Genomic DNA, 18,022 nt, shown 5'->3' on the forward strand with positions numbered 1-18,022 from the left:
AAAGACATTAATCACAAATTTAACTGCCTCTTTTTACACAGACAAATTAACCGCTTTTACATTTAAACTTGCTAAGTAGCATACAAAAAAATGTTCAGGTTAAATCTCCGTCAATGCAAGGCGTAATAGACCCCATTAAGGGGCATGAATAATCACAAAAGAGGCGTCATCGCCCTTGGTAATCCAAAGCACATACGTCTTACCGGCATTTTCTTTCGGCAATTCAATGGTGGTTTCCCCTTTCTCATTAGTTGCTTGTGCCTCTATTTCTTCTGCCGTTGCCGTCACGAGACGAATGGTTGCGCCCTCAATCGGTTCGCCGGTGGCTAAGGATTTTACCTTAACGACATACTTACCACTATCCTCCATCTCCGTTGTCACGTCAAAATCGGTTAACACAAGCAAGCGATAGTCCGTCAATTTGTCTGTCACCTGATCGATGTCATTTTTGACCGCACTTTCCACTTCTGTTTTCTCTGCCAGTACAGGAACTTCAGCTTTTAACCAAAAAATGCCTTTCGGAGGTAGCCCTTTTTCAGCTAAATCCACGGAAAGAAAATCAAAGTAACGTGGATTTTCACCTTCGGTATGTAACGTCTCTGTTTTGAAAAGCGTTGCTTTTTCCGGCTTAAAGACAGCCAAATCTGATGGTTGAAGAGATGGCGCGCTCCAATTAATCATTGAAAGTACTTGTGTTTTCGATAATGGTGCAACATCTAATATTACACTTTGCGCATTACGTATTTTTAAATTAATTTTGCTATTCCAGTATTGCGGAAGAAGATCATCTTGACCGACAAACTCTACATGATGCGGATAATGAGGTAAGCACGCTAAACTGCCTAATGGATCTTTAAAATGATAGCCCCCTTTTGCGGTGAACTCATTATTCAAAATAAAATACACGCAACGTTCTTCCGGCACGCTCAGACGAAAAGCCGTTTTTGTCGTATAAGATTGCCCCTCACCAAGAAGCTCCGGCTTAATCACCTCGCCCTGTAACAGGGCAGATTCATTTAATTTTTCATAAGACCACGTTTCACCTTTCGGCAAAGCTGGCAGTAACACCGCAACCAAACTATCCGCAATATCCTCTTCATTCACTTCGTTGTTAAAATGCAGTGTTAGCACCTGATCAAGGACATCTTCCTCATCATTTACAAAAGAAAATGTGCTTTGTGTGTTTTTCAAACTAAATTCATTCGGAATGGCAATTAGGGGAATGCCAACATCTTTATCTAATACATTTCCGCCTAATTTCGATTGTAGTGACTTCAAGAGGCTAATTTGCACAAACTCATCCTCTTGCGTTGCGAGCGCTAACGGCTCAGAACGAATCCAAGCTTCGAGTTGATTGTCAGAATAAGTGACGTGAAAAGGCAACGTTTTTATTAGCGTAGCCTCTTTTCCCTTCGGTTGTTGAACTAACTTAAATTCAATGGCGTGTTCCAGCACTTTCGGATCGACCGGATGAGAGAAAACAATATGACCCACTGCATAATGCTGTCCTGAAATAGCATCTTGAGAAAATTCCCCTTCCGCACGGACGACACTAAAAGGCGCTGTTTTAACCGTTTGAGGTTGGGTAACTTCCGGTGCATAGGATAAGCTTGCATTAAGTAGTTGTCTGTCTAGAGTCACCTGATATTCTTGCCCCGCCGCCCAATCTTGCGCCGGCAAAAAAGCCAGTGCGTGTTCATTTTCCCATGTCCACTGCCCTTTCACTGATGGAAGAAGCTTAATGCCCTGCGCAATAGGTGCTTTTACTTGATTCGGTGCAACAATATTCGCACTAAAATCAATCACTAACGGTGCAATTATTTCTCCCCCTTCAGCCTGATACTGTGTTGGTTGAATCGGGTTTAACGTGATTTTAACCCCATTAGGATCATTGAATTTCTGCTCTTGATGCCAGTAATATCCACCACCGGCAACCCCGCATACAAGAAGTCCCAAAAACAAATATGTCGATTTTTTCATTTATTGATGATCTCCGCTATTTAACAATGCGATATTGCGTACGTATTAATTTGTCCCACCTACGGTAATCTGATCGATTTTCAATGCCGGTTGCCCTACGCCCACCGGTACGCTTTGTCCTTCTTTACCACAAGTGCCAACACCATGATCCAATTCCACTTCATCCGCAACCATGGACACATTTTGCATCACTTCAATACCACTACCGATTAAGGTTGCGCCCTTCACCGGCTTGGTGATTTTGCCTTTTTCGATCAAATAGGCTTCGGAGGTGGAGAACACAAATTTACCGGAAGTAATATCCACTTGGCCGCCACCAAAGTGCGGTGCAAAAATGCCGTGTTCTACGGACGCCACTAAATCCTCAAATTTATCTTTGCCTGCCAACATATAAGTATTGGTCATACGAGGCATTGGCAAATGGGCATAGGATTCACGACGTCCATTGCCTGTCGGCTGCACGCCCATCAAACGGGCATTCATTTTATCTTGCATGTATTTCTGCAAAATACCGTCTTTAATTAGCACGTTATGTTGGCTCGGCACACCTTCATCGTCAACAGTGACTGATCCTCGGCGATCCATTAAAGTGCCATCATCCACAATTGTGCATAACGGCGATGTGACTAATTCGCCGATTTTGCCGGTAAACAATGAACTTTCTTTACGATTAAAATCGCCTTCCAAGCCATGCCCTACCGCTTCGTGTAATAACACGCCCGGCCAACCTGCGCCCAACACCACCGGCATTAATCCTGCCGGTGCCGCCACCGCACCTAAATTTACCAATGCTTGACGCACCGATTCTTTCGCAAAATAGACCGCTCTTTGCTCACCTTGATAGCTCTCAAAGAACCATTCCAAGCCGAAACGACCGCCTGCGCCCGCACTACCACGTTCGCGCTTACCGTCTTGTTCTACCAATACGGAAACCGATAAACGAATGAGTGGACGAATATCTGCAGCCAAGGTGCCGTCAGTGGCCGCCACCAACATTTCTTCATACACCATACTTAAACCGGCATTCACCTGCACCACTCGTGGGTCTTCCGAGCGGGCAGTTTTGTCCACTAAGCGCAATAATTCTATTTTTTGCTCTTGACTTAAACTGTATAGCGGATTAATGGATTGATAACGCAAAGGCGCATCCACCGGGTTAAATCTCACCGGCAGAATAAAATTACCTTGGGAAGGTTGTGCAATACCACGCACCGCTTGGGCGCATTGTTGCAAATTGACTAAATTAATTTGGTCAGAATAAGCAAAACCGGTTTTCTCACCGCTTACCGCACGTACGCCCACGCCGCGATCAATATGAAATCCGCCTTCTTTAATAATTCCGTCTTCCAATACCCAGTTTTCATCCTGACTTAGCTGAAAATATAAATCGCCATAATCCACGTTGCGTTGCGCTAAGGTATCGAACAGATTAGACAAATCTGATAATGCTAAATTATTGCGAACTAATAGGGAGTCGGTCACTTGCTTTAACATGAAATCACACTCAAAAATAAATCAAAAACATAAAAAAATTGCTTAGAATTATAGCGAATTTCTACCTAAAGCAAAAAGAAAAGTTAGCAAAATAAAGAGGATAAATTCATTCTCATGAAAAACGGGCTTAAACTTTTTGAGGTATTCTCTTTGCGTGAGATCAAGTTTTTTATGATTACCCACAGGATTACCATGTTTGTAGTATGGCTCATTTCATTTCACGTTTTATACTCCTCCCCACCTTTATTACAGCAACGTATAAAAAATCATGGAAAATCCATTTACTGCCAACTGGACATCAAAAGGTCATACGCTTTGTTTAGGTCATTGGGAAATCAGTTATAACGGACTGCCTCTTACACTTCCTGCTGAACGACGGGATAAAGATATGGGAACAAAAAATATTTATAATTTCATGGATCCCGAAGATGAACTTTATTTAGAAGGCTTAGATGAAAATGATTGGATACTCGCTAACATGGATTGGTTATCTGATTTATTTATTCAATACAATATTCCATTAGAAGAAGAGTATATGCGGGCATTTTACCAAGCCGTAAATCCAGAGGATTGGCGTTGTGGTAGCTGTGGTGGGTGTATTTAGATAATCAATAAATAAAAAATCAATTAGCGCACCAAACGTCCGATATCATAATCAGGCTTCTGGCGGCTAATTGATGTTTATTATTTTAGTTAATTCTCATCCTGCTCTTTTTCTTCCACTTTCGCCACCGCACCGTTAATCGTTAGGCAAATCTCAGTAGAAATTAAATGCGTTAAGATCGTGGCTAATTCCTGTAGTTTTTCCGTATTGGCTGTGCCACTTTCATTGAAATAGCCCTGTTCTTTTAAGCTATTCGTAAAAGCAGAGAAAACCGCTTTATCAAAAAATTCTGGTGCATTAATGCCATGCAGAACAGACAAGCGTTGCGCTACAGACTGACTTTCTTTTTCCAAATTCGCACGAGAAATCAATGGATTATTTTGCAACAAATTCACGGTGATGTAGTAACGTTGCAAAATTTCACGCACACCGGCAGACCACAATTGTAGCATCCGAATATTCGGCTTATTGATAGTCAACACATTTTCACTATGTTTAATAATATTTTGCCGTTGAAATTCTTGAATAATATGCTCTACCCGCTCAGCAATTTGCTCCTCTTCATTAAAATGCAGGAATAATTCGCTACGCAAGAACGGATAAATTTTCAATACACTATCCAGCACTAAGGTTTTTTGAATCGCCTCATAATGCAACACAATGCTGGCAACCAATGATGGCAAGACAAAAAGGTGCTGGATATTATTGCGGTAGTAGGTCATTAATACAGCAGAAGAACGTTCCAAGCGAACAATTTCACCAAAATTGTCTTTTTCCACCAAAATACCAATGCGATCCAAACTTAACACATGATCAAGCATAATTTCCGGTTTTTCCGTTGGAATAACCACATCATCGGAATATGGCACGTTTTGCAAGAATTGTTGATAACTGGCAAGTTGCTCTAACAATTGCTCGCGAGATAGCGCACGTTGTCGGGAGGATAACAACGCTGTACCGGTTAAGTTCATGGCATTCACTGCAGCCGCTTTGTTGATATTCACCATTACTTGATGAGAGACCGCATCAACCGCTTTGTTAAACCATTGTGGGCGATCTTCCAATGGAGCTTTCCATTCCGGGAAATGCTGGTTCAAATAATTGCTTAAAGTAATCGGCTCACCAAAATTCACATAACCTTTGCCCAAATTGCGTAACTTTTTGATTACCCGTAACACCAAACCGGCATTTTCTTTTTCTTTTGCCGCTCCACGCAGCTCTTTTGCATATGTGTCCACTTCTAAAACGTGTTCATACCCCACATACACCGGCACGACAGAAATCGGTCGGGTTTGTTGCTGCTGTAAGGCTTGCAAAGTCATCGACATCATGCCGGTTTTTGGCGCTAACAAGCGACCAGTACGGGAACGCCCGCCTTCAATAAAGTATTCCACAGAATAACCACGATGGAACAATTCCGCCAAATATTCACGGAAAATGGTGGAATACAAGCGATTGCCTTTAAAGGTACGACGAATAAAGAATGCCCCACCACGGCGGAACATGCCCCCAACTGGCCAGAAATTTAGGTTAATTCCGGCGGCGATATGTGGCGGTACCAAACCTTGGTGATATAACACATAGGAAAGCAAGAGATAGTCAATATGACTGCGATGGCAAGGCACATACACGATTTCATGCCCCTCTAACGCTAATTTCCGCACGCGATCAGCATTTTCTACATCGATACCTTGATAAAGTTTATTCCATAGCCAACGCAAGAAACGATCTGCCATGCGTAAGCCTTCATAACTCACATTGGCAGCGATTTCATCTAAAATTTTTTCGGCTTCTTTATAGGCTTTTTCTTTACTGATATTTTTGCTTTTCGCTTCATCCTCAATGGCCGCCAATATCACCGGTTGTTGCAATAGTTTATTAAACATCGCTTGGCGATTAGGCAAACGCGGACCAGTCGCAGAAATCCGCTGCTTGGCAAAGTGTATTTTTGCCACGCGGGCGAGTTTTTGTGCGATTTTCTGATCAAAGCCATGCTCACGCGTCATATAACGCAAAGATACCGCTTGAGAAAAACGTACAAAAGTATCCCGTCCAAACCAGAGTGCTGCGATGGTTTTTTGTAGTCCGTTTAACAAACGTAAATTCGGTAAACCGGTTTTGTCTTCGCGTCCCGGCGCTCTTCCCCACAAAACCGAAACCGGAATGAGTTGAACATCTAATTCTGGCAAAGTGCGGTGCAATTCCAAATAGTTATTGAAGATCGTGATGGTTTCTTTCTTCGCACCTTTGGATTTAAAAAAGCGCCGTCCTTCATCTAAAAAGACAAAACGTGGCAAAACACGCCCATTAATTTCATTTTGCTCCAAGGGATCCGGTAAACCGACGCTCAAACAGTTTTTGCGGAAAATCACAAAGTCGGTTTCAGAGGTGTAAGGCAACACATAAACGACAGGTTGCGCAACATTCAGTGCTAATTCTTCAATAGGGTGATGTGGAATCGGATTATTTTTTACTAAAATCGACAATGGCAACTCGAGCAATTTTCGATAAGCATTAAGAAAACTCGCCATAATAAATGTCCTTGTTATAACGTCATATCACTAAAAGGTTGTCAAACTTGCGCTAGTTTAGCATAAAAATTTTACTGAATTAGTGACCTACGACACAATTCTCAGATAACGTCATCATTCGCGTTATCTTTTACCAAAGAAAAGATTGCACTGCTTATTTTTCTGTATATAATACCAGTTATTTATGTATATATGAACAGGATGAATATTATGAAACCACTCACAGCCCGCCAGCAAGAAGTCTATGATTTTCTTAAACATCACCTGGAAACCACAGGTATGCCACCAACGCGAGCGGAGATTTCAAAAGAGTTAGGGTTTCGCTCTCCTAATGCAGCAGAAGAACATTTGAAGGCTTTGGCGAAAAAAGGTGTCATTGAAATTGTTTCCGGTGCATCACGTGGCATTCGTCTTTTATTGGAAGATAATCATGCAGAAGAAGAACCCGGCCTTCCCCTCATTGGTCGCGTTGCCGCCGGTGAGCCGATTTTAGCCGAACAGCATATCGAAGGCACATATCATGTTGATCCTGCAATGTTTAAACCACAAGCGGATTTTCTGCTCAAGGTGTATGGGCAATCCATGAAAGACATTGGTATTTTAGATGGCGACTTACTAGCAGTGCATAGCACAAAAGATGTGCGCAATGGTCAAGTTGTGGTTGCTCGTATTGAAGATGAAGTGACAGTAAAACGCTTGGAGCGTAAAGGTTCGATGATTTACTTGCACGCTGAAAACGAAGAATTTGCCCCAATTGTCGTAGATTTAACCCAACGTCCGCATTTTGAAATCGAAGGTATCGCAGTCGGCATTATTCGTAATAATGCTTGGATGTAAAAACGCCCAAGGGGAAAAACACTGAAAAAAATGACCGCACTTTTATTGCAAAAACTCGGATTCCGTGTATAATTTGCGCCCTCAGTCACGTCCGAATAAGTTCCTTGCTTCCACAAGATTGGTGACTGGTCTTAACGTTGGAGGCTGATTAACCCGTAAGGAGCAGTAATGCGTCACTACGAAATCGTGTTTATGGTCCATCCGGATCAAAGCGAGCAAGTACCAGGGATGATTGAACGTTATACCGGTTCTGTAAAAGAAGCCGGCGGTCAAATTCATCGCCTAGAAGATTGGGGTCGCCGTCAATTAGCATACCCAATTAACAAATTACATAAAGCACACTATGTGCTTATGAATGTAGAAGCGCCTCAACAAGTCATCGACGAGCTAGAAACGACTTTCCGTTATAACGATGCTGTATTGCGCAGCCTTGTTATTCACACTAAGCACGCCGTAACCGAAGCGTCCCCAATGGTTAAAGCAAAAGATGATCGTAAAGCTTTAACTGAAGTTGAATCCAACGATTTTGAGGATGCTGAAGAGTAATTTGAACATTGATAATCGTTTATCTATTATTGGTGTTGTCGCCAATAATCCTAAACGACGCAAAAGCCCGAATGGAATTGAACATTGCCAATTTTTATTGGAACATCGTTCGACCCAGCAAGAAGCAAATTTAATGCGACAAGCCTGGTGTAAAATGCCCGTTCAAATCAGTGGCAATCAATTAGTAGAAAAAACTCAAGGCATTACGGTCGGCAGTAAAGTATTAATTCTAGGTTTCTTAACCACCCATCAATTAAATAATGGGTCAACACAATTAGTCCTACATGCCGAGCAAATCGAATTTATAGATTAGGAGACTAGCCAAATGGCACGTTATTTCCGTCGTCGTAAGTTCTGCCGTTTCACAGCGGAAAATGTTGTTGAAATCGATTACAAAGATATCGCTACATTAAAGAACTACATTTCTGAAAGCGGCAAAATTGTACCAAGCCGCATTACCGGTACTCGTGCGAAGTACCAACGCCAATTAGCTCGCGCAATCAAACGCGCACGTTATTTAGCGTTATTACCTTACTCTGATACACATCATCACTAAGAAGGGGAAGGTCAAATGCAAGTAATTCTTTTAGACAAAATTGCACACTTAGGTAAAGTGGGCGATCAAGTCAATGTGAAATCCGGTTTCGCACGTAACTACTTAATCCCACAAGGTAAAGCAGTTATGGCAACCAAAGCAAACATTGAACATTTCGAAGCACGCCGTGCAGAATTAGAAGAAAAAGCAGCTCAAGCATTAGCTGCAGCTGTTGACCGCGCAGCACGCTTAGAGGCATTAGGTTCTGTAACCATCGCGTCTAAAGCAGGTGACGAAGGTCGTTTATTCGGTTCTATCGGTACTCGTGACATCGCTGATGCAATCACTGCAAAAGGCGTTGAAGTGGCGAAAAGTGAAGTGCGTTTACCAAACGGTTTAATCCGTACACTTGGTGAACATGAAGTAACTTTCCAATTCCATGGTGAAGTCTTCTCTCACTTAAACGTTGTTATTGTTGCTGAATAATTCAGTTTTACGAAAAAAGCCCGGTTTAATGCCGGGCTTTTTATATTGGCGTTATCACAAGTTTGATTCCGGCCATGTTTAAAAACGATGAATCATCCAAAATGAAATTTAAGCAAAGCGGATTGTCCGGAGAAAAACTTCCTTGTTTCCAATAAAAACGGTATAATTCGCACCGAATTTTCATATGAGATCCCGCCAACAGATGCCGGCGGGAAAACCGATTAATTATTTTTAGAGGATCAAATGGCAAAAGAAGATTGCATTGAAATGCAAGGTACAATTCTGGAAACCTTACCAAACACCATGTTTCGCGTTGAGTTAGAAAACGGCCATGTGGTAACTGCACATATTTCGGGCAAGATGCGTAAGAACTACATTCGTATTTTAACCGGTGATAAAGTCACCGTAGAAATGACACCCTACGATTTAAGCAAAGGCCGCATCATTTTCCGTAGCCGTTAATGTTCGCCTCACCGAATCAACAAAAACACCGGATATTCTCCGGTGTTTTTGTTTTTTAAGTTGTTGGATATTGCATCTTTTTCAAGATACGACGCTGAACAAATCCACCCAAGAAATGTAGCAAGAAAAAGACCGCACTTAGAATAAATAAAGGAGTATCACCTAATACGGCATAAGGCGTTTTGCCTTCTGTCGGCGCGATCTTATGCGTAAGTACGGTTTCCACAAATTGTGGTGCTTGCGCCACGATTTCCCCTTGTGCATTAATAAATGCGGTAACACCTGTGTTCGTGGCACGAATGACAGGCTTACCAAACTCTAATGCTCGCATTTGTGCCATTTGCAAATGTTGCCATGGACCAATGGAATTGCCGAACCACGCATCATTAGAAATGGTTAAAATAAAATCGGAATCCTCTACCTTATTTTTCTGTAACTGCGCGCCCAAAATAATTTCATAACAAATCGCCGCTGTGAAATTAACATTTTTGGCTGAGAGTGGTTTTTGAACAAAATCACCACTTTGAAAAGCTGACATCGGCAAATTAAACACCGTTCCAAGCGGGCGTAAAAGGCTTTCTAACGGGACATACTCACCAAATGGCACTAAATGATGTTTATTATAGCGGTTAGGCGTTTTTAGCTCATAAGGCATTGCTTTATTACCAACTACCGCAATAGAATTGAATAATTTACCCACAGACTCATCACGATAAATCGTTCCAACCATCACTTCTGTATTCGTTTTTTCCGCCATGGATTGGAGCATTTGGAAAAATGGTTGGATATTATTTTCATAAGTAGGAAATGCGGCTTCCGGCAAAATAATTAAATCTGTTTTCCCCAAATTATCGCCAATCAATCGCCCATAATTTTCCATGGTTTGAGACAAATAATTCGGATCCCATTTTAAATTTTGCTTAATATTGCCTTGAACTAAGGTGATATTCACGGCTTTTTCAGGGATGTCTTGCACATATTTTGCTTTGGACGTATAACCCGCAAGCAAAGCAACAACGGCTAGAATCAAGACATTCGCCACCACCATCGTGCTCTTGCGTGGTGCGCTTAGCCATGCAAAAACGCCGTTAAAAATGACCGCACTCACAAACACCGTAAAAAATGTTAATCCGGTAACACCAAAAATCGGTGCAATGCCTGCAAAAGGACTCTCAATCTGCGTATAGCCAAACTGCAACCAAGGAAAACCAGTAAAGACCCAACCACGCAGGAATTCCGTAAACGTCCACAGTACCGGATACATCACCGCTCGTTGCACTTGCAGACGACGTACCAAATAGGCAAATAGGAGCGGATATAAAGATAAATAGGCTGCCAACACAACCACTAAGAAATAGCTCACCACCAGAGGTGCGTCGCCGAATTGATGAATACTGACGTGCAACCAATTGACGCCAAATGTGAAAAAACCTAAGCCCCATAAAAAGGCAGAAAAAAGTGCGGTGGATTTTTGTGGCGTTTTTATTGCCCAAATTAATCCTAACAAGGAAACATAAGATAGCGGCCAGTAATTGAAAGGTGCGAAGGCAAATACGCCAATAACACCGGAAAACAGTGCGATAAGGTAAGTTAAGTATTTATTCATCACGCAAACGGCGTACGCCTCCCAGCACACACCCCTAATATGTTGTTATTGAATGAAATAAACGGCACGCGTTAGAAAAGCGCGTGCCATCGTTAAAGATATAATGAAAAATCAAGTTAAAATGAAAACTATTCGATAATCTCTTCTGTTTTTTCCTTCTCCGGCAGGTGTTCATCCGGCACGGTAACACGCAACTGGATAATGCGTCGGCTGTCGGCAGACGTCACTTTAAAGTGGAGATTTTCCAGCGTAATTTCTTCACCTCGTTTCGGTAAATAACCAAAGGCCTGCATAATCAATCCACCGATAGTATCCACTTCTTCGTCAACAAATTGCGTGTTAAATTGCTGATTAAAATCATCAATATCCGTCAATGCGCGCACTGCATAAGTGTGACGGGAAAGCTGACGAATATCTGCCACATCTTCTTCATCAAATTCGTCTTCAATGTCTCCGACAATTTGCTCTAATACGTCTTCAATAGTGACCAACCCTGAGACGCCACCAAATTCATTCACGACAATGGCCATGTGGAAACGTTCGGAGCGGAAATCTTTTAGCATTCTATCCACACGTTTACTTTCCGGCACAATCATTGTCGGGCGAATAACATCAAGCAGATTAAATTCTTCTGCACTGGCACGCAAATATTTCAACAAATCTTTGGCGTGTAAAATGCCGACAATATTGTCGCGATCATCTGCGTCTTTAATCACCGGAAAACGGGAATGCGCTGATGCAATAATGACATCCAAACAGGAGTCTAAATCCTGTTCCGCTTCAATAAAGACAATTTGAGAACGCGGGATCATGATATCACGCACGCGCAATTCGGCGATTTCCATTACGCCCTCAATCATTTCGCGGGTATCTTGATCGATTAAATCGTTTTGTTCGGAATCACGAATGACTTCCACTAAGTCTTCACGATTTTTCAGTTCGCCTTGGAAAAAGCGCCCGAAAAGAGATTGGAAAAAGGATTTTTTACTGGCTTCGGATTGATTGGTCGAGTGTTCTTCGTTCATAAAAATTTAATCATTACCGTCGGATTGACGAATAAAAAGTACCATATTTACATTCAAAGCGCAAAAATAAGCATAAAGTGCGGTGATTTTTTATAAGAAATTTGTCCTAGGTCACAAATTCATTTAAACATTCCGCATGCCCTCTTTACGCTTACCTTGCTTGTTTAATTTGCCATTTAATCCACACACAAATTTAGCGTAACGCGCGTTCAACTTCTGCCGCTTTAATTAAAAACGCCTTACGTTCTGCTGTGGTCATACTGCTGCTCGTGCCGGGAAGTTTTACCGTAATCGGATTGACCGGACGCCCGTTAATATGAAATTCATAGTGCAAGTGCGGTCCCGTTGACCCGCCGGTATTCCCCGATAGCGCAATTCTTTCCCCTTTTTTGACCGTTTGTCCTGCTTTCACTAAAGGACGGCTCAAATGCATATAAACGGTTTGGTATTCACGCGAATGTCGAATCACCACATAACGGCCGGCGCCACGGGCTTGATAAGCAATTTTTTCTACTGTGCCATCCGCCGGCGCAATCACCGGTGTACCTGTCGGCATGGCGAAATCCACCCCTTTATGCGGAGCAATTCGGCCGGTAATCGGGTGGCGGCGAACAGGGTTAAACGGCGAGGAAATCCGCGCTTGACGTTGCAATGGGTAACGTGCAAAACCTCTGCCTAAGGTTTCACCTTGGCGATTATAATAACGACCGTTATCAGCTTGAATCGCATAATAGCTCTTACCGTTACTGATAATGTGAATCGCCTCCACATTTCCCTGACCGGTGAGCTTGCCATCTAAATATTCACGAGAGACCAAAATGGAAATTTTTGTGCCTTTACTTAACTGTTTTAGGCTCACTTGCCACTGCAAGGCGGAAAATAACTGATAAATTTGGCGACTTTCCAGTCCCATGCTCTTCAAACTATTCACAAAAGACGTTTCCATGCTACCGCGTAAAACATCCCGCTTCCATGTGCTTTTCTTTTCGATAATTTGTCGTTTAAATTGTCCGCTTGCTTGCAATTCGTAAGTATGCTCTTTCTTTTGAGAAACAAGCCAATTTAAATATTCTAATTTTCCATCATTATCCAAAATCCAGTAAAACTGTTGCCCTGCCTGTAAATGCTTTAATTCGGGATAGGCTTCGGTCAACTGCTTGCCGGTCTCATCATCTAATCCGGAAAGCTCCAAGACATCCTTTAATGTTTCCCCTTTCACAACGGTGTGGCTGAATTGTTCTTTAATCCGAATAGCCTGATCGGCCACATCTAAAATATTCGCCACCACATCTTTAGCATCATTCGGCAACCCTTCTAATCCATCGAATTCATCATGGGTTGTGACTTCCTCCGCTTCGTCATCTTGCCCAAGGTCGTCCTCATAAGAGGTTGCATTATTATCTTCGGTATTCAACCCACGAGTATCCGCAAGAATTTGTGAGGATTGCAAGGTTTCATTCGCAAATGAGGTCGTATAGGCAGATGCGGGATAGAGTGCATCAGCGAGAATGTCTTGAAATTGATTCGTGCTTGAAGTGAGATCATTCGTCATGGAAGAATCAAGATGAAGAGGATAAGCCATGGTTTCCGCTTTATCGGAAGCACTGTCGTTTAAGCGCAAAAAAATACCAAGCGCAATTGAGCAAATCGCAATAAAAAAAATAACGGCTTTTATACGAGATTTTCTTTTACGGCGATCTCTAGCCAACATAATATACTGCACAGCACCAACTTCCTTTACAACAAACCCTTCATCAGAATAGTAGTTACGACCACATGAATAAAAAAAAATTCATCAAAACATAAATTAAAATGAATCTCGTCATTATACACAGAAATTTGCGTTCAACTTGTTAAACTTCAAAAAATAAGTTATTTTTAGCGCAATTTTTCCTCAAAACAAAATGCCAAAATTCATATGCAAATCAATGCAATTAAATTGCCTTTAGTTGAATTAAAAAATATTAATGTGAAATACGGGCAACACGTGGCGTTAAGCAACATTAACTTGACGGTTTATCCCAACTCCATTATTACCATTGTCGGTCCAAACGGTGGAGGTAAATCGACCTTATTGAAAGTCTTGCTAAAATTGCAACAGCCCACGTCAGGTCAAGTCATTTATAACAAACACATTCGCATTGGTTATGTACCGCAGAAAATCCATTTGGATCACAATCTTCCCATCACTGTGGAGAAATTTTTATCCCTAAAAAAAGGCATTGGACAACAAGATATTCAAGACGCTATGACGCGCTTGTCGATTACCCATTTAATGCACAACAGTATGCAAAAGCTCTCCGGTGGCGAAATGCAACGGGTGCTATTGGCGCGAGCGATGTTAAATAAACCGAATTTATTGGTCTTGGATGAACCGACTCAAGGGGTGGATATGACCGGTCAGGCAGAACTCTACCAGCTGATCAATCAAACCCAAAAGCAACTTAATTGCGCCATTTTAATGGTATCCCATGACTTACATATTGTGATGGCAGACACCAATGAAGTGCTTTGTGTTAATCAGCATATTTGCTGTGCCGGCACGCCGGAAACCGTGTCTAATGACCCAACATTTATTCACTTTTTTGGCGATCAATTTTCTAAAAACATTGCAGTTTATACCCATCATCACAATCATCGTCATGATATGCATGGAGATATCTGCAACATGGAACCGAAACACTCCCACGCAAGGTAATATGATGTTTGATATTCTTTTTCCCGCTTGGCTCACAGGCATGATACTTTCGCTCATCACCGCACCCCTTGGTGCTTTTGTCGTTTGGCGTAAAATGGCTTACTTTGGTGATACGCTATCCCACTCTGCCCTACTTGGCGTGGCGCTGGGTATTTTTCTGCAAATCAATCCTTATATCGCCATTCTCATACTGACCCTATTGCTTTCCGTTGCGATGGTTTGGTTGGAAAACAACACGCAATTTTCCGTCGATACGCTACTTGGCATTATCGCCCACAGTTGTCTTTCAATCGGCGTGGTAACCGTCGGCTTACTGCAAAATGTGCGGGTAGATTTAATGTCCTATTTATTCGGCGATCTGCTTTCCATTAACTACGAAGACTTAATCTATATCGGCATAGGTGCTGTCATCGTGCTTGCCACATTATGCTATTTTTGGAAAGCTCTCATTTCCACCACCATCAGTCCTGAACTGGCACAAGTGGAAGGCATTAACGTGAAAAGAATGCGCTTTATTTTGATGGTGTTAACGGCATTAACCATTGCGTTAAGTATGAAATTTGTCGGCGCTTTGATTATCACCTCGTTGCTCATTATTCCTGCCGCCACCGCCAAACGCTTTGCCCGCACACCGGAAAGCATGGTTGTCATCGCCAGTATCATCAGCATGATCGCTGTCTCCATGGGCTTAACCTTATCCGCCTATTACGACACCGCCGCCGGCCCCTCAGTGGTAATCTGTTCTACTTTCTTATTTTTATGTGCGTTACTGAAAAAAGAGCAAAACTAAAAATCGCCCCAAAAATGACCGCACTTTGATCGGCAACCTATTCTTATTTTCTCTGCGCATGATGCTTCTCATGCGCGAAAGATACGGTTTTGCGATTGGGATCGCAAAATCACATCGCAAGCTTTCCTTTTGATGATTTCACTGGCTAAAGTGCGGTCAAAAAAAGGAACGTTTATGCAAAAGGGATTCACCTTATTGGAAAGCTTGATTGCACTGCTTGTGATAAGTGTTCTGTTAACATTGGCACTTCCTACATGGCAACACTATCGCCAACAGTCGATTTTGCAGAAAGAGCAACAAAAGCTGTATATCTTTTTACGCCAAATTCAAGCGCGGGTAGAAAATTCATCGGACATTTGGTTGTTAATTGCCAATCGTCATCAAACGACAGGACGCTGGTGTCTCACGGCGCAAGTGAAGCATGACAAATTATGTGATTGCTTCAGCCCGCAACATTGTCCCTCGGAAGTTTCCGCCTATTTTTATTTTCCTGCCTTTGAAGGCACCCTGTTAATCAGCAAACGCTACTACCCTTTTGAAATTACAAGGTTAAGCGGCATTCGTAACACCGCGTCCACCGCCTGTTTTGTGTTACAAGCCAACCATCAACGAACCCTCTTTTCGTTTTTTAATGTGGGCAGCCTTAAATTAAAAGATAACCAATCCTTAAGTGCTTGTGTGAATGATGAAGAATAGCATGACGTTAAAACAAAAATGCCTTTCAGGGCAAAGCTTGGTGAGTTTAATGCTTTCGATATCCCTTTCTTCGTTTTTATTCTTGGTGATTTTGCAGTTTTATAGCCAACACCAACAACAAAATCAGGAAATGCTTTTGCGCCTGCAGTTACAAACAGAGCTACAACGTGTGATTCAGCTCATCGGAAAAGATTTGGCGCGTGCTGGGTTTCGCGCGGTGAGTGAAAAATTAGCCCAAAACAATTTGTCCTTATTTGAACAACCGAATCCGCCTTCGGCAATCACTATCGCACAAATGGAGACAGAAAATAGCAATAGTTGTGTTCTCTTTTTCTATGATCTGAATGTGAATGGCTGTATTGGCGGACAATACAAAGGCAATACCTGTCTTGCAAACGAGAAAAATGCCACCAAAGAAATTGAACGTGAATTATTCGGTTATCGACTCAATAAGAAAATGGTAGAAACCCGTTTAACCTATAAAAGTGCGGTCAAACAAAATTGCAGTTTTGAAGAGTGCCAACGTTATACCCAACAATCTGCCTGTAATCACGGCGGCTGGGTGGATTTATTAGATGAAAAAGAATATGAAATTTCTGATTTAACTTTTACTTGGTTAGCGGAGCAAAAAGGCATTGAAGTGCATTTAATTGGCAATTTAAAGCAGCATAAGAAAATAAGTTACGAAACCGCCATCGTTGTGCCCCTATTAAACAGAGAAGAACCATGACAACACCCCAACGCGGCATCATGACCCTCACCTTACTGATATTACTCAGCGGATTTTTACTCCTTACTATGCTGTTTAATGATGATTTACTTCGTTTGTATTCATCCATTGCGGCTCAGCAACATCTGTATGTGGAACAGCAGTTACCTCTGCAACAACTCAGTTTTAACGAGAAAAAAACGCGCTGTGAGCAGCTTTCCACACAAGAAAACGGTGATACCTTTCTAGTGACCTTTCGTTTGGAGAATAATCGATTAGCAGATGGTTTGAGCCATTATGTGTGGTGCCGGCGCGATAAATTATTTCAAAAACAGCCGGTACGAAACCAACATGAAAAATTGTTTGACCAGTTTATTTCCGAAGAAGGGATTACGCTTTTTCGTCAACAATTACAGTCTCCACCGCTAATTTTAAGCAAGTCGTCGCCTGCGGCATTGTATTGGTTCACGGCGAATGAAACCGAATGGGAGATTGATAAAAACGTGAATGCGGTGATTGTTGCTGAAGGCGATTTACACATTCGAGGACAGGGTAAAATTAGCGGTTCGATCATTACCAAAGGGCGACTGACGTTAGATGAAAATATTAAAGTGACTTATTCCAAAAGTACGGTTATTCAGATCGTGCAACAATACAGTCGTTGGCGATTAGCAGAGAAGACTTGGTATGATTTTGTCGTTCCCAAAAATTAATCAGAAAGGCATGAGCTTGGTGTCCTTGTTGGTGACTTTATCTGTATTTAGCGGGCTTTTCCTCACGTTTAACCAATGGGGAAACTTACAACGCAAAAGTGCGGTGGAAATTTATCAACGTTTTCAAGCCATTCAAATTGCTGAGAATCAACATCAACGGCGTTTTCTTGGGTTGCCTTGTGAATCGAACGTGCTGCAGAATCAAATTCGTTTTCGCGTTACGTGCACGCAAAATCAGGTCACGGTGAAATATCCTCGCGGTGAAATTAGTTTATAATAGCGCAAATTATAGTTGGGCTTATTTCCGGAG

Annotated in this window: 19 protein-coding genes; 13 read left to right on the forward strand and 6 right to left on the reverse strand. The window is 42.0% G+C overall.

Annotation, left to right across the window (positions count from 1 at the left end; all coding sequences use genetic code 11):
* Positions 1 to 135: 135 nt before the first annotated feature.
* A complete protein-coding gene (locus QZ106_RS08435; protein ID WP_295976404.1) occupies positions 136 to 1,980 on the reverse strand; it encodes a hypothetical protein in 1,845 nt (614 codons plus the stop codon).
* A gap of 45 nt (positions 1,981 to 2,025) precedes the next feature.
* Complete coding sequence (tldD, locus tag QZ106_RS08440; protein WP_295976406.1) at positions 2,026 to 3,474, reverse strand: metalloprotease TldD; 1,449 nt, start codon at positions 3,472 to 3,474, stop codon at positions 2,026 to 2,028.
* Between the two features lie 268 nt (positions 3,475 to 3,742).
* On the opposite strand from tldD, the gene QZ106_RS08445 reads away from it, so the two are divergent.
* Positions 3,743 to 4,078, forward strand: a complete 336-nt coding sequence (locus QZ106_RS08445) for a hypothetical protein (protein ID WP_295976408.1) — start codon at positions 3,743 to 3,745, stop codon at positions 4,076 to 4,078.
* Positions 4,079 to 4,167: 89 nt separating this feature from the next.
* Here the strand turns inward: QZ106_RS08445 and plsB are convergent, their stop codons facing one another.
* Positions 4,168 to 6,609 carry a glycerol-3-phosphate 1-O-acyltransferase PlsB gene (gene plsB / locus QZ106_RS08450; protein WP_295976410.1) on the reverse strand — a complete coding sequence of 814 codons (2,442 nt, stop codon included), beginning with the start codon at positions 6,607 to 6,609 and terminating at the stop codon, positions 4,168 to 4,170.
* A 201-nt stretch (positions 6,610 to 6,810) separates the two neighbouring features.
* Here plsB and lexA point away from each other — a divergent pair, with 201 nt between their 5' ends.
* The 6 genes from lexA (at position 6,811) to infA (ending at position 9,475) form a co-directional block, all read left to right on the forward strand.
* Positions 6,811 to 7,446: a transcriptional repressor LexA gene (gene lexA / locus QZ106_RS08455; protein ID WP_295976413.1), complete on the forward strand. Its 636-nt coding sequence runs from the start codon at positions 6,811 to 6,813 to the stop codon at positions 7,444 to 7,446.
* A gap of 168 nt (positions 7,447 to 7,614) precedes the next feature.
* The gene (gene rpsF, locus QZ106_RS08460) at positions 7,615 to 7,992 is read left to right on the forward strand and encodes a 30S ribosomal protein S6 (protein ID WP_005555822.1); all 378 of its coding nucleotides are present in this window, start codon (positions 7,615 to 7,617) and stop codon (positions 7,990 to 7,992) included.
* A complete protein-coding gene (gene priB, locus QZ106_RS08465; RefSeq protein WP_295976418.1) occupies positions 7,979 to 8,305 on the forward strand; it encodes a primosomal replication protein N in 327 nt (108 codons plus the stop codon). The genes rpsF and priB overlap by 14 nt, the downstream gene beginning before the upstream one ends.
* A 12-nt stretch (positions 8,306 to 8,317) precedes the next feature.
* Positions 8,318 to 8,548 carry a 30S ribosomal protein S18 gene (gene rpsR, locus QZ106_RS08470; protein WP_005541294.1) on the forward strand — a complete coding sequence of 77 codons (231 nt, stop codon included), beginning with the start codon at positions 8,318 to 8,320 and terminating at the stop codon, positions 8,546 to 8,548.
* A gap of 15 nt (positions 8,549 to 8,563) precedes the next feature.
* Positions 8,564 to 9,013: a 50S ribosomal protein L9 gene (gene rplI / locus QZ106_RS08475; protein WP_021617038.1), complete on the forward strand. Its 450-nt coding sequence runs from the start codon at positions 8,564 to 8,566 to the stop codon at positions 9,011 to 9,013.
* Between the two features lie 243 nt (positions 9,014 to 9,256).
* Entirely contained in the window at positions 9,257 to 9,475 is a 219-nt protein-coding gene (infA, locus tag QZ106_RS08480) for a translation initiation factor IF-1 (RefSeq protein ID WP_005627617.1), read from the forward strand.
* 55 nt (positions 9,476 to 9,530) lie between these two features.
* On the opposite strand, the gene lnt is transcribed toward infA, so the two are convergent.
* The 3 genes from lnt to mepM all read right to left on the reverse strand — a co-directional run bounded on the left by lnt (position 9,531) and on the right by mepM (position 13,829).
* On the reverse strand, positions 9,531 to 11,081 hold the full coding sequence (lnt, locus tag QZ106_RS08485; RefSeq protein ID WP_295976421.1) for an apolipoprotein N-acyltransferase: 1,551 nt from the start codon (positions 11,079 to 11,081) through the stop codon (positions 9,531 to 9,533).
* Positions 11,082 to 11,209: 128 nt separating this feature from the next.
* Complete coding sequence (gene corC, locus QZ106_RS08490) at positions 11,210 to 12,106, reverse strand: CNNM family magnesium/cobalt transport protein CorC (RefSeq protein WP_295976423.1); 897 nt, start codon at positions 12,104 to 12,106, stop codon at positions 11,210 to 11,212.
* A gap of 193 nt (positions 12,107 to 12,299) precedes the next feature.
* On the reverse strand, positions 12,300 to 13,829 hold the full coding sequence (gene mepM / locus QZ106_RS08495) for a murein DD-endopeptidase MepM (protein WP_295976425.1): 1,530 nt from the start codon (positions 13,827 to 13,829) through the stop codon (positions 12,300 to 12,302).
* A gap of 195 nt (positions 13,830 to 14,024) precedes the next feature.
* Between mepM and znuC the strand changes: the two genes are divergently transcribed.
* The 6 genes from znuC to QZ106_RS08525 all read left to right on the forward strand — a co-directional run bounded on the left by znuC (position 14,025) and on the right by QZ106_RS08525 (position 17,989).
* Entirely contained in the window at positions 14,025 to 14,804 is a 780-nt protein-coding gene (gene znuC / locus QZ106_RS08500; protein WP_290521092.1) for a zinc ABC transporter ATP-binding protein ZnuC, read from the forward strand.
* A 4-nt stretch (positions 14,805 to 14,808) separates the two neighbouring features.
* Positions 14,809 to 15,594, forward strand: a complete 786-nt coding sequence (gene znuB / locus QZ106_RS08505) for a zinc ABC transporter permease subunit ZnuB (protein ID WP_295976427.1) — start codon at positions 14,809 to 14,811, stop codon at positions 15,592 to 15,594.
* A gap of 174 nt (positions 15,595 to 15,768) precedes the next feature.
* Positions 15,769 to 16,290, forward strand: a complete 522-nt coding sequence (locus QZ106_RS08510) for a type II secretion system protein (protein WP_295976429.1) — start codon at positions 15,769 to 15,771, stop codon at positions 16,288 to 16,290.
* A 1-nt stretch (position 16,291) separates the two neighbouring features.
* Positions 16,292 to 17,020: a type II secretion system protein J gene (locus tag QZ106_RS08515; protein WP_295976430.1), complete on the forward strand. Its 729-nt coding sequence runs from the start codon at positions 16,292 to 16,294 to the stop codon at positions 17,018 to 17,020.
* Positions 17,017 to 17,712, forward strand: a complete 696-nt coding sequence (locus QZ106_RS08520; RefSeq protein WP_295976432.1) for a DUF2572 family protein — start codon at positions 17,017 to 17,019, stop codon at positions 17,710 to 17,712. The genes QZ106_RS08515 and QZ106_RS08520 overlap by 4 nt, the downstream gene beginning before the upstream one ends.
* On the forward strand, positions 17,687 to 17,989 hold the full coding sequence (locus QZ106_RS08525; RefSeq protein ID WP_295976433.1) for a DUF5374 domain-containing protein: 303 nt from the start codon (positions 17,687 to 17,689) through the stop codon (positions 17,987 to 17,989). Before QZ106_RS08520 ends, QZ106_RS08525 begins: the two co-directional genes overlap by 26 nt.
* Positions 17,990 to 18,022 lie beyond the last annotated feature (33 nt).

Origin of the sequence: uncultured Aggregatibacter sp., assembly GCF_901873365.1 — a bacterium.
Lineage (GTDB): Bacteria > Pseudomonadota > Gammaproteobacteria > Enterobacterales > Pasteurellaceae > Aggregatibacter.

Coding starts and splice junctions, on each gene's coding strand:
- QZ106_RS08435 (WP_295976404.1), bottom strand. CDS start 1,980: ATGAAAAAATCGACATATTTGTTTTTGGGACTTCTTGTATGCGGGGTT.
- tldD (WP_295976406.1), bottom strand. CDS start 3,474: ATGTTAAAGCAAGTGACCGACTCCCTATTAGTTCGCAATAATTTAGCA.
- QZ106_RS08445 (WP_295976408.1), top strand. CDS start 3,743: ATGGAAAATCCATTTACTGCCAACTGGACATCAAAAGGTCATACGCTT.
- plsB (WP_295976410.1), bottom strand. CDS start 6,609: ATGGCGAGTTTTCTTAATGCTTATCGAAAATTGCTCGAGTTGCCATTG.
- lexA (WP_295976413.1), top strand. CDS start 6,811: ATGAATATTATGAAACCACTCACAGCCCGCCAGCAAGAAGTCTATGAT.
- rpsF (WP_005555822.1), top strand. CDS start 7,615: ATGCGTCACTACGAAATCGTGTTTATGGTCCATCCGGATCAAAGCGAG.
- priB (WP_295976418.1), top strand. CDS start 7,979: ATGCTGAAGAGTAATTTGAACATTGATAATCGTTTATCTATTATTGGT.
- rpsR (WP_005541294.1), top strand. CDS start 8,318: ATGGCACGTTATTTCCGTCGTCGTAAGTTCTGCCGTTTCACAGCGGAA.
- rplI (WP_021617038.1), top strand. CDS start 8,564: ATGCAAGTAATTCTTTTAGACAAAATTGCACACTTAGGTAAAGTGGGC.
- infA (WP_005627617.1), top strand. CDS start 9,257: ATGGCAAAAGAAGATTGCATTGAAATGCAAGGTACAATTCTGGAAACC.
- lnt (WP_295976421.1), bottom strand. CDS start 11,081: ATGAATAAATACTTAACTTACCTTATCGCACTGTTTTCCGGTGTTATT.
- corC (WP_295976423.1), bottom strand. CDS start 12,106: ATGAACGAAGAACACTCGACCAATCAATCCGAAGCCAGTAAAAAATCC.
- znuC (WP_290521092.1), top strand. CDS start 14,025: ATGCAAATCAATGCAATTAAATTGCCTTTAGTTGAATTAAAAAATATT.
- znuB (WP_295976427.1), top strand. CDS start 14,809: ATGTTTGATATTCTTTTTCCCGCTTGGCTCACAGGCATGATACTTTCG.
- QZ106_RS08510 (WP_295976429.1), top strand. CDS start 15,769: ATGCAAAAGGGATTCACCTTATTGGAAAGCTTGATTGCACTGCTTGTG.
- QZ106_RS08515 (WP_295976430.1), top strand. CDS start 16,292: ATGACGTTAAAACAAAAATGCCTTTCAGGGCAAAGCTTGGTGAGTTTA.
- QZ106_RS08520 (WP_295976432.1), top strand. CDS start 17,017: ATGACAACACCCCAACGCGGCATCATGACCCTCACCTTACTGATATTA.
- QZ106_RS08525 (WP_295976433.1), top strand. CDS start 17,687: ATGATTTTGTCGTTCCCAAAAATTAATCAGAAAGGCATGAGCTTGGTG.